Annotated in this window: 9 protein-coding genes; 7 read left to right on the top strand and 2 right to left on the bottom strand. The window is 51.1% G+C overall.

Going from position 1 to position 15,085, the window contains the following annotated elements; genetic code table 11:
* The first annotated feature begins 121 nt into the window (after positions 1-121).
* Together MJO52_RS18470 and MJO52_RS18465 are read left to right on the top strand one after the other, a co-directional pair.
* Positions 122-6,181, top strand: coding sequence for a toxin TcdB middle/N-terminal domain-containing protein (locus tag MJO52_RS18470; protein ID WP_252083426.1), 6,060 nt, complete (start codon positions 122-124; stop codon positions 6,179-6,181).
* Positions 6,175-6,525 (top strand): hypothetical protein, encoded by a 351-nt coding sequence (locus tag MJO52_RS18465; protein ID WP_252083425.1) that lies wholly within the window; start codon positions 6,175-6,177, stop codon positions 6,523-6,525. Before MJO52_RS18470 ends, MJO52_RS18465 begins: the two co-directional genes overlap by 7 nt.
* 448 nt (positions 6,526-6,973) lie before the next feature.
* On the opposite strand, the gene MJO52_RS18460 is transcribed toward MJO52_RS18465, so the two are convergent.
* Both MJO52_RS18460 and MJO52_RS18455 read right to left on the bottom strand, forming a co-directional pair.
* Positions 6,974-7,780, bottom strand: coding sequence for an ABC transporter permease (locus MJO52_RS18460; protein ID WP_252083424.1), 807 nt, complete (start codon positions 7,778-7,780; stop codon positions 6,974-6,976).
* Complete coding sequence (locus MJO52_RS18455) at positions 7,777-8,382, bottom strand: ABC transporter ATP-binding protein (protein ID WP_252083423.1); 606 nt, start codon at positions 8,380-8,382, stop codon at positions 7,777-7,779. The genes MJO52_RS18460 and MJO52_RS18455 overlap by 4 nt, the downstream gene beginning before the upstream one ends.
* A 1,175-nt stretch (positions 8,383-9,557) precedes the next feature.
* Between MJO52_RS18455 and MJO52_RS18450 the strand changes: the two genes are divergently transcribed.
* From MJO52_RS18450 to MJO52_RS18430, 5 genes are all read left to right on the top strand, one after another.
* Positions 9,558-9,758 (top strand): antitoxin VbhA family protein, encoded by a 201-nt coding sequence (locus MJO52_RS18450; protein WP_252083422.1) that lies wholly within the window; start codon positions 9,558-9,560, stop codon positions 9,756-9,758.
* 34 nt (positions 9,759-9,792) lie between these two features.
* The gene (locus MJO52_RS18445) at positions 9,793-10,410 is read left to right on the top strand and encodes a Fic/DOC family protein (RefSeq protein WP_252083421.1); all 618 of its coding nucleotides are present in this window, start codon (positions 9,793-9,795) and stop codon (positions 10,408-10,410) included.
* Between the two features lie 681 nt (positions 10,411-11,091).
* On the top strand, positions 11,092-13,341 hold the full coding sequence (parC, locus tag MJO52_RS18440; RefSeq protein WP_252083420.1) for a DNA topoisomerase IV subunit A: 2,250 nt from the start codon (positions 11,092-11,094) through the stop codon (positions 13,339-13,341).
* 144 nt (positions 13,342-13,485) lie between these two features.
* A complete protein-coding gene (locus MJO52_RS18435; protein ID WP_252083419.1) occupies positions 13,486-13,941 on the top strand; it encodes a MarR family winged helix-turn-helix transcriptional regulator in 456 nt (151 codons plus the stop codon).
* A complete protein-coding gene (locus tag MJO52_RS18430) occupies positions 13,934-15,013 on the top strand; it encodes an HlyD family secretion protein (RefSeq protein ID WP_252083418.1) in 1,080 nt (359 codons plus the stop codon). Before MJO52_RS18435 ends, MJO52_RS18430 begins: the two co-directional genes overlap by 8 nt.
* Positions 15,014-15,085 lie beyond the last annotated feature (72 nt).

The raw sequence follows: 15,085 nt of genomic DNA, 5'->3' as shown, positions 1-15,085 counted from the left end.
GTTGCCGTCTTTATTGAAGATTATTTTTTACAGCATGACTCACGCTGGAGTCTATCGATAAATACTACGAGTCTTTAAAGTGTTTTTTGAGGAAACACTGATTTTAAAAACAAGGATGCTTATGCTACGCAATTTATTGCTTTCTTGCTGCATGGTTGTGTCATCTACGGCTGCTGTTGCCGCCAATGAACACACCGCTTTGCAAGCACCCGTTCTCAATCTGCCGACAGGTCCGGGCAGTATCTCCGGGCTCGGTGAGGCTTTTACCCCTAATTTAAATACCGGCACCAGTTCACGTCTAGTGAACTTGGCTGTGCCCCCTGGGCGCAATGGACTGGCTCCGGATGTATCACTGGAATACAACAGCGGGTTTGGTAACGGGCTATTAGGACTGGGGCATAAACTGGTTATTCCCTATATCCAGCGTCAAACCGACAAGGGCCTGCCTAATTATTCAGAGTGGGGTCAGGCTGATCGGCAGGATAACGACCGCGATGGTCGCACCGATGAGTTTGATGAGTTTGATACGTTTATCAATCACCTGGGCGAAGAATTAGTTCTGGTGGAAGACGGTGTTTATCGCACCAAAAATGCCAGCGATTTTGCTCGCTACGAGCGTCTGTCGAAGGGTTGGCTGGTGACTCAATCCAACGGCCTGCGTTGGTATTTGGGGCAAGACTCTAATAGCCGAGTCAGTGGCAACAACGGCACATCGGTATTCTCCTGGTATCTAGAGGCGGTAGAAGATACCCATGGCAATCGTATCGACTATCAATATCGCAAGTTGGATGATGGCGTTCAGATTTATCTGGACAGGATTCAATATAATACGAATGGCGATATGGCGGTGCAGTTTCACTATGAAGACCGCCCTGACGTCCTAACAAATTATAAAGCGGGTTTTGAGATTAAAACCGCTTATCGCTTGCAGCGCGTGGAAACACAATTTGCCGGGCGCCACTTACGTAAATACGAATTTTCCTATCAGCCGCTAACGGAATGGCAAAGCCTCTCCTTGTTACAGGAAGTCCATTCCAGTGCAGGCGAGGGCGAATCTACGGTAACCCTGCCACCAGTACGCTATGGCTACACCCACTATCAGCAGGATCAGGTGTTTATGTCACCGATGCCGGCTGCGAGTCAGGTACCACTGAATAACCCCGACGTCGCCTTCTTGGATATTAACCGGGATGGTTTGCCAGATGTTGTTAACACGGCACCGAATAAAGACGTTTACTGGCTTAATTTAGGTCCTGATAAAGATGGCCTGCCGCAATGGCAGAGTTATCGTGAAATGAATACTTTCACTACCAGCCGTATTTCCAGTGACTCGGTCACCTGGGCTGATATTGATGGCGCTGGTGATGTGAATCTATTGCAGTATAGCTCTGGTAGTACCCATTACTTTCATCTTGATGATAACTATAGTTGGCAGTATAGCGGTGCTATAGATGGACTCTATATTCCTCTCGATAGTCCCCATGTGGATATGCTGGACATCAACAATGACAAACGTATCGATGTCTTTGCGACGATAACCAATAGCAGCGGTAAGGTTTTATCCCATGTGGTGCAGCTGAACCACCCCGATGGCTGGTCACAGCCTATTCAATTGCCGATGCCCACAGGCACCGCAGCTATGCGTTTGGGTGATCCCAATGTCTTTCTCCGGGATATGAACGGAGATGGTCTGCCTGATCTGGTTTGGGTCAGCAATGGCTACGCGGCTTACTATGCTAACCGTGGCCTGCAGGGTTTTGCTCCCGCAGTAGTGTTTGCCAATAGTCCTGATACGTTACACAACCTCAAGAATGTTCGTGTTACGGATATCAATGCCGACGGCCGTGCGGATCTAATTTACCTCAATGGCACTCAGGTATCGCTATGGTTGAACCAGGGCCTGGATACCAAGCAACATCAGCTGGCAAAGTTTAGTCAGCCACAATTAATTCAAGCCCAAGGCAATGTGGCTCCCGAAGAGGTGCGCCTAGTCGATATTAATGGTAACGGCTCTACGGATATTGTTTGGTACAGCCCCGGTCGCGGTGCTAATACTTTTTATTTCGCAGAGCTATTCCCCAATGAGCAACCGAATCAGCTAAAAACGATCGACAATGGCCTGGGTGCATTGACGACCCTGGAGTACGGCTCTGTTGTCGAGGAGATGGTGAGAGACCGCGAGGGTAACAGCCCCTGGTCGCAGGGTATCCCTGTGGCAATGCAGGTACTTAAGCGCGTTGTTGTGGATGATGGCCGCGGTGGTGAACAGCAAACCACCGAGATGGATTACTGGGACGGCTTTTACGATGCTGCCGATAAAGAATTCCAGGGCTTTGCACACAGTGAAGAGCGTCGCGTGGGCGATGCCAGTACCCCGACACTGGCAACCCGCTACGAATTCCACCTGGGCCAAAAAGCCGATGGCACCGAACAGGAAGCCCTACAGGGCAAGATCAAACAAATAGAAACCCGCGATGCCTTCGGCGGAATTTTCTGGCGAGAGGAAAATCAGTGGGAGTTGCGCCAACTGCTGTCCGGTTATGCCGAGGAAAGCCGCAAAGTCGAGTTTGCGGCTATGACCGAACGCCAGCAGCATATGCTGGAGCGAGGCAGCGGTACCCCAGTGACCCTTGCCTGGGAGTATGACTACGATAATTACGGCAATACCACTTATATCAAAGAGCTGGGCCGTACCGATGGCAACTGGCAGGACGAGCGTATTACCCAATTGCGCTTCAGTGCGGAATCCGCCTCTGCACAGGGCCACTGGTTCCTGCACCTACCGCTAGAGCGCAAGGTTACCGACCTATCGGGCCGCGCTGTGGCCAAAGAGCAGTGGTTCTACGATGATGAAAGTTTCTCCGCTGGTAATTTAGGCGCGGTCTCCAAGGGCAACCTGACCCTGCGTCGACTCTGGCACGATGCTGAGAGTGCAGATGCCTATGTTGCCGCAGAGCGCCACCGCTACGATGCCTTCGGCAACCGCATTCAAAGTTATGACCCCTTGTGGGACGCCAACACAGGCCACCAAACCAAAGTCACTTACGACTCGCAATATCATACCTTCCCAACAGAAGTGGGTTTGCATACCGGCAGCCGCTGGCTCACCGCTCGTGCGGGTTACGACAAAGGTCTGGGTGTACTTACCGACTACACCGACTTTAACGGACAGCAGACCCAATATGGTTACGACAGCCACGGGCGCCTCACTGCCATGGCCAAGCCAGGGGACAGCCTGCAACTCCCCACGGTTGAGTACGATTACCAACTGGCGCAGATGGTGGATGGTCACCGTATCAGCTGGGTAGAGACTCGCCAGCGCGAGCGGAGTGGTGCTAGCGGTACCATCGACAGCCGCCGTTTTTACGACGGTCTGGGCCGCACCCTGATGGTGCGCAGTGAAGCCGAGCAACCGGGACAGGTTGTGGTCAGCGATCACAGTAACTTTAATGCGCGCGGCCAAGTAGTGCAGACCGCACTGCCTTACTTTGCCCAGGGGCTCGCCTATCGCGCTAATGATAAAGGCCAGCACCACCGACAATATCTTTACGACGCCCAAGGGCGTACCCAGGAGGTTTATCAGCCCTATACCGCGCAAAGTGGGGAAAGTGTCTTCAATCGCATCACCTATTTGCCCATGGCACAGGTGCTGGAAGATGAAGAGCAAACTCGTGCGAACAGTGTTCACCATGGCGCCGCCAAAAAACTGGTGTTTGATGGCCTGCAAACGGCGCAGGGTGAATACCGCCTGAGGCAAGTGGATGAAATTGTTGGAGCCAATACCCAGGGCGGCATCGGTGGTGCCACCTGGTCCACCTATTACGACTACGACCTCAATGGTAATTTTACCCGCCTGCAGGATGCACAAAATAATGTGCGCACCATGCACTACGACGACCTGGGGCGCATGCGCTTCTTGGACGACCCCAACCGCGGACAGCGCTGGCAGTACTTTGACGATGCCGGCAACCTGCTGGCCACCCGCGATGCCCTGGGGCAGGAGCGGCACTATCGCTACGACGGCGCCAACCGTCTCTTTGCCGAGTATCAATTATCGCCGCGAGGAGAAGCTCCCAGCGGCGCAAATTGGCAACCGGGCTTGCAGCTGGGCTCCACCTCACCGGTAGTCAGCTACCAGTACGATCAGCGCGGCGAAGAGGGCGGTGCCTTCCTACTTGGGCGCCTGGCCAAAGTGACCGACCAAGCCGGCTTCGAGCAATGGGTTTATGACGCACGCGGCCGAGTGGTACAGCGCCAGCGCAAGATCATCGGCCCGCAAATTAATAGCCCCCTCTACACCACGCGCTTCGCCTATGACAGCGCCGGGCGTATGACACAGCAGTTCTACCCCGACAATAGCCGGGTGAACTTCGAATACAACACCCGCGGTTTACTCGAGCGCATCCCGGGAGTGGTGGAACGCCTGGACTATACCGCCAATGGGGTTTTGCAGCACCAAGGGCTGGCCAATGGTGTTGAAACTGATTGGGGCTTTGACGAGCGCCAGCGACTGGCTGGCTTGCGCACCCAGCGCAGCGGGGACGCCCTGCCACTGCAACAGTGGGATTACCGTTTTGATGCCGTCTCCAATGTACTCGGTATCGACGACAAACGCCCCAGCGACGCTCTCGCCGCAATGGCTGCCGAACTCGGCGCAACCAGTGCCCAGGCAGCCTCCCTGGCAAAAAATATTGTCTACAGCTACGACGATGTCTATCGCCTGACCGGCGTTGCCGACGATATCGAGCAGGTTTATTACAGCTACGACAAAATCGGCAACCTGCTGCAAGTGGGTCGCGCGAGTGTCGACCTGGCAGATATGGCCACCGCTGGAAATACCCAGATCACAGATCTGCGTTACGGCGGCAGCCATGACAATGGCAACACTGGCGCCTCCAACCGCAGCAGCCGTGGCAGCCTGCCCGGACCCCAAGCGTTGAGCTGGGCTGAAGGCCTGATTGAATACGATGACAACGGTAATCGTACGCAAGCCGGCGACCAGACCTACCACTGGGACCACGACCAGCGCCTGACTTATGCCGGTAATAAGCAAGCTGCTGACCAGTACGGTTATGACTTTAAACACCAGCGCCGCTTTAAAATCACCGAACGTACAGGCGGAGCTCGCAGCGTCACTCTGTATATCGACGGAGATAGTGAAGTACGTGATGGCAAATTACTGAAGTACATCAGTGTTGGCCAGAAACGTATTGCCCGCAGTGACCAGAGTGGAGAAGTGTTCACGCCGACTGAGTATTACCTGCACACGCACGTAGGTTCTACCGACCTGACTCTGGATAAGGCTGGCAAGATCATTAATGCCTTTACCTATAAGTCTTACGGCGAGCTGGAAAATGTCTTCGGTGATAGTACCGCAGCACCTTACCGCTATGCGGGCAAAGAGCTGGATGAGTCCACGGGTTTAGGTTACTTCGAACGACGTTACCTGCAGTCTGACTTTGGTACCTTTATCAGCCCGGATCCGGTGCTAAATCACTCGGGACGTTTTACGGATCCACAGCGTTGGACGCCTTATCGCTATGCGCGGAATAATCCAATTAATTATGTGGATCCCAATGGCGAAGCTGCCATTAAGCTAAATGATGGAAGAGGGAAGGTAGCTAATAAAGCGGAACTGCTAGCAATCGAAGCTAGGTATAAAACTATGATTGTCGGAGCCAAGAGGAAAGGTTGGGATATCGCTGCTGGTGTATTAGAAAACTTTATGAGCCAAGAAAAGGATCCTTTTGAAATACCTTCAGAATGGCTTCTTCAGCAACCATCAATAAAAGAAGGGATAGAAATAAATAAACAATTTTTTTACGATGATGTAATGAAAAAAGCCGATTTGTTAAAATCCGGAGAGTCAGCTTGGCATGTTGATTATTGGGATAAGCTAGTCAAGGCAGATTTATTTTCTGAGTTTTATTATGCTAGCGGAACCTCGACTCTTACATCATATGGATATTTCAATCTCGAAGCAGGGGGAGATGGGACAGTAACCATTACAGGTACTATTCGACATGTTTGGTATGATCGCTATGATTGGCACGATGGTTTGAGTGCGACAGTCCCAATTTTTGGAAGAGTCGGCGATGAGTCAGGAAATAAATTGGTAGAAGGTGGAAGGGCGAAGGAATTTGATATGCAATCAGAGTGGACGGAGAACGTGAAATGGTAAGTTCAATTATTAAGAGCAGTATAGCTTTTGCACTCTTGGTGGCTGGTATCGAGGTGTGCGCAAAAGATCTTGAGTGTGAGTTTCGTCCGGTTTTTATGAATGTAAAACCTGGGGAGAACCCTTATGAGCTGGGATCTGAAGATTTAAGTGCAGAGACTCGAGATAATCTTATGATGATCCTTAAATATTATGGGAAGGATGTGGAGGCACTAGGTCAGTCAAATTTGAAGATTTCCTGTGACTTGTACTCTAATTTAGATTTTCTTGTAAGTGTTACGAAAAAATCTCAAGATAAGACTTGGTTAAAACAACATGAAATGTTGAAAAAAACATATAAGAAATAGAGGTTTGGTAAACGTTAGCGTGTTGACTTTTTATAGTGCAGATAGTGGCTGAAGTTAGTGAAACTTCTGTGTGAGATAAGGTCCGATCTAACTTACTTGCTCATTTTTTTATTAGGCTTCCAGGTACTCAGTGATTACATTTTCTGGGTGCTTGGGTGCTTGGGTGCTTGGGTGCTTGGGTGCTTGGGTGCTTGGGTGCTTGGGTGCTTGGGTGCTTGGGTGCTTGGGTGCTTGGGTGCTTGGGTGCTTGGGTGCTTGGGTGCTTGGGTGCTTGGGTGCTTGGGTGCTTGGGTGCTTGGGTGCTTGGGTAGGTTTTTGGGGGAATAATTAAACTTTTATTTTTTGTTTTTTCTTCATGTCTCATATGTTTCTGTTTGAATTAGGGTTTGTTCTTCTTAATATGAACCTATAAGCCTTCTTAAAAAGATGGCAGCACTCAATGTCTCAATTAGCTGTTATTCTCTATTTTTAATCTACTTAGGCAAAGCCTCTCACGATCATCAAATAAATATTTCGCACACAATGCGACTGCCACAAAAGTACCAAACCCCGTACCTGCAGCAATCGTAAACATAATCAAAATCTGATATTTAACCGCAATAGTAGGCGCGGTACCGGCTAGTATCTGCCCGGTCATCATACCGGGTAGAAAGACAATACCGGCTGCAGCCATCATATTGATCGTTGGCATCAACCCCGCGCGCATGGCATCCCGGCGAAATTCAATACTGGCTTGCCGCCAGGTCTCCCCCAGCATTAGGCGGTTTTCAATAATATCACTTGAGCGCCGCATACTTTCTGTTAGTCGATCCAGGCCTAGGGCAACGCCGGTCATGGTGTTTCCCAGAAGCATGCCTAATAATGGAATAGAGTATTGCGGTTGGTACCAGGGCTGGGGGCCGATTAGCACCACTAGACTCAGTATTGTGACGCTAAATGCGGAAACCAGCATGGATAAAGTGCCAATGGCAAAACTCCAGCCTCCGCGCAGGCGATATTTTTGCCGAGAGACGACTTGTTGCCCGGCAAACAATAACATCGCCAGCCCTAACAGGCTGACCCATAACAGGGTGCCTACGGCGAATAGCGCTTCCAGTATGACTCCTACAAGCGCCAGCTGTATCGCCGTGCGCACCGCCGCAATAATCAGCGGTTTACCGAGCTGTAATCGGGCAATATGGGTGCAAATTGCCAGGGCAACTACCAGCGCCGCAGCCAGCGATAACTGCCACCAGGAAAGATCGATCATACTCATTTAGATAGTTCCCGCTCCACAAGACAGCTGCCTTGAATTTCAATATGCCTGCTGGCTACTCGTTGGATTTGCTCTCTATTATGCGCCACCCAGATGACAGGGTATTGTTGCTTGCTGATTTCATCCTTAAGCCATGCTTCTACTTTACTCGTAGTATCGGCATCCAGATTGGCAGTAGGTTCATCCAGTAAAAGTGCCTGTGGAGTGTAGGAAAGCGCACGAATAAGCGCTAAACGCTGTTTCTCCCCAGAAGAGAGCCGGCTTACCTGCCACTTTGTTGCCTCCTCGGGAAACCCCAATATTTTTAACGTTTGCCCCATCGGCTGATTAAAGTGTTCGCCTACCGTCTCGTACCACCAGGCACTTTGTGCCGGTACCAACATAACCTGGCGGCGCCACTGGTGACCAGGCATAGCCTCTTGTAAATTATTGCCAAGAGAGATCTGGCCGTTGTGAGGATCGACATCGGCGATGGCACGTAGTAAGCGGCTTTTACCAGATCCTGAGGGGCCAGATAAGCAAACAACTTCGCCTGGTGCTATAGCTAGATCTACTTTCTGAAGTAAATCGTTACTCAGATTTTCTATATGTAGTTTAGACATGACTCTTGCTGCTTACTTCTATTTATTGGGTTTCTAGGCTTCTTAAGGGCTGAGGGATGCCCCTGTTCTCTATAAATAAACCTGCTTCGATATTATAACCAGAATATTAATTTCCCTGATGAAGTAATTTGGAAGCTAAATGCCATATTAATTGGTTAAATTTTTCATGCTAATATTTTTAGTGGCTGCTATCTGTGTCAGTTGTTAATGTGATTTCAGAATGGGTTGATAGGGGCAGGATTTATGAGCCTCACTGGAGGCCTATCTTCTTTTGGTATGCATGAACTCTGATAAAGAATAGCAAGCTCGAAAAAGTGTTAGGTGAAAATCTCTCAGTAGGGAATTGTGCGGGGGTCTGCCTATAAAAAGCGGCTGAATCTAGTGCTGCTTTGAAAATATTTATTTAAGTGGTTGGTTGAGGGTGCTTGAGAAAGTTTTGAAGATATATTGTAAAAAAACTTTATGATCCTGTTTGCTTTGGGTAGAAGAAGCTTTTTGTTGCTAAAAAATTTAATTGTTGCTTTGTTTTAAAGGTAAAAAAATAAGTGTCAAATTGAATGTTGTCGAGTCCGGTGAGTATATTGAATTAGTGTTGTTGAGGGGGTAGATGCATGCTTGTGTAGGTTTTTGCTTTTTATTTACTTAATGTAACTATAAATATGAGTTAGTTTAATTGGTTTTTTCACCTAGTTGGCTGCTTTTCTAGGTCAAGAAATAAGTTTCTTAAAAATGCTTGGATATATCAATCTTTCGGCTGTCTTTTCAGTTAAGTCAAGTTTGATATGTAATTTTTAGGTTAATCTTAGAATTAGTGAAATGGGTTGACACAAGACGGGTTCTTAGGTGGAAGAAAAGAGGGATGTAATGTACTTCTGGATAGCATATCCAGTGTATATGGCTAGTTGGGTAAAGGGAGATTGACTGATAAGGCAGTTAGGCCGCGGTCAGACATGGACTAAGTGGGAAACTACTGATGAGACTTTGGGGCTCAATGCTTTATGAAGACTTACCTGAGAACCAGTTAGTCTAGGATTTGATAGTGGCGCAATGAGTGTTAGTCATCATAAAATATACCTCAAACCACCTGATAGACAGGAAGGGGCAGAGGTCCTAGGTAAGCCTTACAATAGATTGAACGACCAAAACAGTATTTCCCCAGAATACGGGAGGATTTTATGAAAACGCAGGATAAGCGTATCACCGCTGAATTCCTCGCTGCTCAGGCTGCGGGTTCATGCCGAATAGAAGGCCTCAAGGTGACTCCTGAAGAGGAAGAGCGAATGAGAGATATCATTTCTGGAAAAGTTGATGCGGAAGAAGATATTCAGAAAATAGTGGATGCCTTCAAAGCCCAAAATACCAAAACGAAAGAATAAATTTATTAGCTTTTAGACCATTAGAGTTTTAGACATGGATGCCTACGCCCAGTATGATATTTCTGAGTACGACCCGTACTTGTTGCACAATTCAGAATGCCTAAAGAACTTGTTAGGATTTACTGATACGTCATCTCTTAACGAAGCGGAAAGGGTGATCACTCAGCGCACATTGGCAGATCTGATAGCCTCTCCCGTGACTCCCACCTTTGATCTTGTACATCTATGTGAAATCCATCGACGCTTATTTCGACATGTGTACCCATTCGCGGGGAAAACAAGAAAAGTAGAGATTAGTAAAGGTAATAAGCTTTTTCTCCCTTATAGCTTGATTGAGAAAGAGAGCAGCAAGTGCTTCCAACAGCTGGCCTCTGAAGGATATCTGCAGGGCCTCGATCCAAGAGCATTTGGCCAGAGAGCGGGTTTCTATTTAGGTTGGATCAACAAGATCCATGCTTTTCGTGAGGGCAATGGGCGTTCGCAGCGGGTATTTGTAGATCAGTTGGCCAGTCAGAACGGTTACTTTGTGGAGTGGTCCGCGATAAGTGGGCAAGCCATGGCTGATGCTAGTCGAGCGGCAAGGTCGGTAGACCCCGAAGCTAAAGAGCTTTCTAGGCTGATCGGGCTGAATGTTGTTAGGAAAGTTTGGTAGTGAAGACGAGCGGCTCGTAGAAAAGCAAGCTTGGCGGTTCTAGCAGGCTCTTCAAATAGTCCAGCATGATGAAGGGGTTCGTTGCTCTTCACACCTTACCCTTTCAATCAAGTTCGCCGAGCGTTCACTCTGCTTTTAGGGAGCTCTAAACAAAAGCCTCATTTTTTAGAGCTCCCTACGGTATATATGTAATCAAGAGTTGAGTGAAAAGTAGGTAATCAGGATTGCTTTGCCAAGTATGAAGTTTTTTGAAGATCTTGATGTTGTTTACTCGGCATATAAAAGATAGTAGTTGTTGCTTTAAAACAAGAAAAAATTTACTTTGTAAAAAATTAATAATAAGCGATTTATGGATAGTTAAAAGGCTTTAAGCTTGTAAGTAGAAGCTTTTGCCAGAGATGAAAGTGTTGCAGAGCTAATAAGCTTGATCTACTTCTTATAAGTTTTGCTGTGGACAGGTAACCAGGTTCAGGCTTGGGTCTGGCAATCCCAGTAGATGCAAGTTGCAGCAGTCTATAGTCGGGTAGCCGGGTGAAATAATTTTTGCTTTTCAAGCTTACTGATGTCGAGGTTCTTCCCAATCTAGAGATATTGGCCTAGCAATAGTAACTTAACCCCCTTTGAACCTCCCGCCCCAGTCCGCCATAATCCGCTCCTTCCGAATCGAATAACGAGTGCTGTATGACCGACACCTCTGTCTATGAGGCCACAGAGCGCCTGCCGTTAAAGGAGTACACCGAGAAGGCGTACTTGGATTACTCCATGTATGTGATCCTGGATCGCGCCCTGCCGAATATCGGTGACGGCCTGAAGCCTGTACAGCGGCGAATTGTCTACGCCATGAGCGAGCTGGGCCTGAAGAATACTGCCAAGTATAAGAAGTCTGCGCGCACGGTTGGCGATGTGATCGGTAAGTACCATCCCCATGGCGATAGTGCCGTGTATGAAGCGATGGTGTTAATGGCACAGCCGTTCAGCTACCGTTACCCGTTGATTGATGGCCAGGGCAACTGGGGCTCGCCGGATGATCCCAAGTCCTTCGCGGCTATGCGTTACACCGAGTCGCGCATGGGCAAATATTCTGAAGTGCTGCTGTCGGAACTGGGCCAGGGCACAGTGGATTGGCAGCCAAACTTTGATGGCACCATGGATGAGCCCTGTGTGCTGCCAGCGCGGGTGCCGAATATCCTGTTAAACGGTACCACCGGTATTGCCGTGGGTATGGCCACCGATATTCCGCCGCACAATTTGCGCGAAGTGGTTAACGCAACGGTGGCACTGCTGGAAAACCCCAAGGCCACAGTGGAAGAACTGTGTGAGCATATTCTCGGTCCGGATATGCCCACCGAGGCGGAGATTATTACCCCGCGCGAAGACATTCGTAAGATTTACACCAGTGGTCGCGGCTCTATCAAAATGCGCGCCCTGTGGGGTAAGGAAGACGGCGATATTGTGATTACCGCGCTTCCCCACCAGGTGAGTGGCGCCAAGGTGCTGGAGCAGATCGCCCAGCAGATGCAGGCGAAGAAGCTGCCGATGGTGAGCGACCTGCGCGATGAGTCGGATCACGAAAATCCCACCCGCCTGGTGATTGTGCCTAAGTCCAACCGGGTGGAGATGGAGTCGGTGATGAATCACCTGTTCGCTACCACCGACCTGGAGCGCAACTACCGGGTCAATATGAATATGATCGGTATCGATGGCCGCCCGCAGGTGAAGTCCCTCGATAAGATCCTGCGCGAGTGGCTAACCTTCCGCGCCACTACCACGCGCCGCCGCTTGCAGTTCCGCCTTGATAAAGTAGAGAAGCGCCTGCACCTGTTGGCCGGCTTGTTGGTAGCCTTCCTCAATATCGATGAAGTAATCGAGATTATCCGTACCAGCGACGAGCCCAAGCAGGAGCTGATGGACCGCTTCGAGCTGACGGATATACAGGCGGATTACATCCTCGATACCAAGCTGCGCCAGTTGGCGCGCCTGGAAGAGATGAAAATTCGCGGTGAGCAGGCGGAGCTTGAGAAAGAGCGCGATACCCTGACCAAGACTCTGGACAGTGAGCGCCGCCTTAAAACCTTGATCAAGAAAGAATTACTGGCTGCAGCTAAGGAGTTCGGCGATGAACGCCGTTCGCCCATCGTGGCCCGTGAGGAAGCCAAGGCATTTAGCGAATCGGAGCTGCTATCTTCCGACCCCATCACCGTGGTGGTTTCTGAGAAAGGCTGGATTCGTGCCGCTAAAGGTCATGAGATCGATGCGGCGGCACTGAGTTATAAGGCCGGTGACAATCTCGGTTTTGCCGCGCACGGCAAGAGTAACCAGCCGGCGCTGTTGCTCGACAGCACCGGGCGCAGTTATTCCATCGCCTCCCATACCTTGCCATCAGCGCGGGGCCAGGGCGAGCCATTGAGTGGCCGTATCAACCCGCCTTCCGGTGCCACATTTGAGGGGCTGCTCATGGGGTCGGACGACCAGCGGGTTCTGTTGGCCTCCGATGCGGGCTATGGTTTTATCGCCAAGCTCGCCGACCTGCAGTCGCGCAACAAGTCGGGCAAGGCCATGCTGACCCTGCCTAAAGGTGCCCAGGTTTTGCCGCCGCAGTTGTTAGACAGTCCCGAAGAGGCATTGTTGGCGGCGGTAACCTCGGAGGGACGCATGTTGGTGTTCCCCGTTACAGAGCTGCCGGAATTATCGAAAGGCAAGGGCAATAAGATTATCAATATCACTGCCGCGCGCGCTGCTAGCCGCGAGGAAGTGGTGGTGGGAATCGCCGTGTTGGAGGGTAAAAACCAGCTGGTCGTGCATGCCGGTAAGCGCCATACCAAGATCAAAATCTCGGAAATGGAGCACTACCGCGGTGAGCGTGGCCGACGGGGCAACAAGCTGCCACGGGGCTTTCAGAAGGTCGATAGCATCGAGGTGCTGGAAAAATAAGCCTTTACTAATGTGGCACGGTAAAAGCGGTCATTGCGACCGCTTTTTTATTGCCAGTTTTTAGTATTGATAAGCCGCGCATTGATGAAATAATAAGCAGGCTTATAATGAGCGCCCTCAAAAAGGGGGGAGACTATGTCAGGGATGGGCGGGTCCGGAAAAGACAGCGCAACCGAGATGAGCTTTGCGCTGCATAGCGCGGCGCGCCTGTTGCGGCGTAACTTTGACCGCCGAGCACGGGATCACGGCCTCAGCGATGCCCGCTGGCAGGTGCTCTGGCATCTGACACGGGAGCAGGGACTGAAGCAAACAGCCCTTGCGGGACGCCTGGAGATGGCACCGATCAGCCTGGCGCGCCTGCTCGACAAGTTGCAGGGCGAAGGGCTGGTGGAGCGACGGCCCGATCCAGAGGATCGGCGCTGTTTTAGGATTTATCCGACCGATCGGGCACAGCCGGCTATGGCGCTGCTGGGAGACCTGGCGGAGGAGACCCGCAGTCACGCCTTGGATGGCTTTACTGCGGCGGAAATAGGACAACTGCAGACGCTGCTCGGGCGGCTGCGCAAGAATCTGGTAGGCGAAGAGATTGAATGTGACTGACAAGCTGCACCTGAAGCTAAAGCCGAGTGCGATGCGCAAGCTGGGGGCCGCCCTGGGATTGGCGTTTGTCGCCCTGGCGGCCGGCTGGAGCCTGTATGGCGGCGGCGATATCGTCGAGACGCAAAACGCCTATGTAAAGGCGGATAAAGTTTCCCTGGCACCAGAAGTTCATGGTGTGGTGACCAAGGTGTTGGTCAGTGCCAATGAGCCGGTTTTTAAGGGCCAGTTGTTGATTCAAATTGACCGCACGGCTTATGAGCTGGCGGTGACCGAAGCTGAGGCGCGCCTGGCTCAGGTGCGCAATGATCTGCTGGCGCGCCGCGCCGAATATGCCGAGGCGGATGCCGCCCTGCAGCAGGCGCGTAAAGATGCAGACTTCTACCGACGCCAACTGGAGCGCAATGAAAAACTGGGCAAGGTGGCCTTCTCTGAAGCGGAGTTGGATAGCGCCCGCCAGCAGCTGGAGCGGGCCCGCGCGCAGATCACCATTAATGCGGAAAAGCTCTCCAGCCTGCGTGCCGAGCTGGGCGGCGACCCCAGTGTGGCCCTGGAAGAGCAGGCCGACCTCAAGGTGGCCCAGGCGCAGTTGGACAAGGCCAATTATCAACTGTCGCGTACCCGTATTATTGCACCTATGGATGGCGTGATCGCCAATACCCTGCCACAAGTCGGAGAGATGGCCACCGTCGGCGAGAGCCTTCTGTTTATGGTGGGCACCAGCGGCTTGTGGGTAGAGGCCAACCTTAAAGAAACCGAGCTGGCCAGGGTGCGCACGGGCCAGCAGGCGGAGGTGACCCTCGATGCCTACCCGGACTTTGAATGGCAGGCCCAGGTGGACAGCATGAGTCCGGCCAGTGGTAGTGAGTTTTCACCTACTCCGCCGCAGAATGCCAGCGGCGAATGGCACAAGGTGGTACAGCGGGTACCGGTGCGCTTGCGCCTCTACCCCCTCAAGGATGCGCCGCCGCTCCGTGCGGGTATGAGCGCTAAAGTGCGTATCGATACCAGTGAGGATGCCAAGGTAGTATCCGCACGCGCCTCTACCGATGAGAGTGGCAGGGTGGTTCTCTAGAAGCACTTCAGTGGCTGGGATTTGCGCTGTGCGATGGAGCGGTCGATTTGGCTGTCAGAATCTGACTAACCA

Origin of the sequence: Microbulbifer variabilis (assembly GCF_023716485.1) — a bacterium.
GTDB classification, from domain to species: Bacteria; Pseudomonadota; Gammaproteobacteria; order Pseudomonadales; family Cellvibrionaceae; genus Microbulbifer; species Microbulbifer variabilis_B.
Note: the sequence above shows the minus strand (reverse complement) of the source record. Positions and strands in the feature narration are given on the sequence as shown.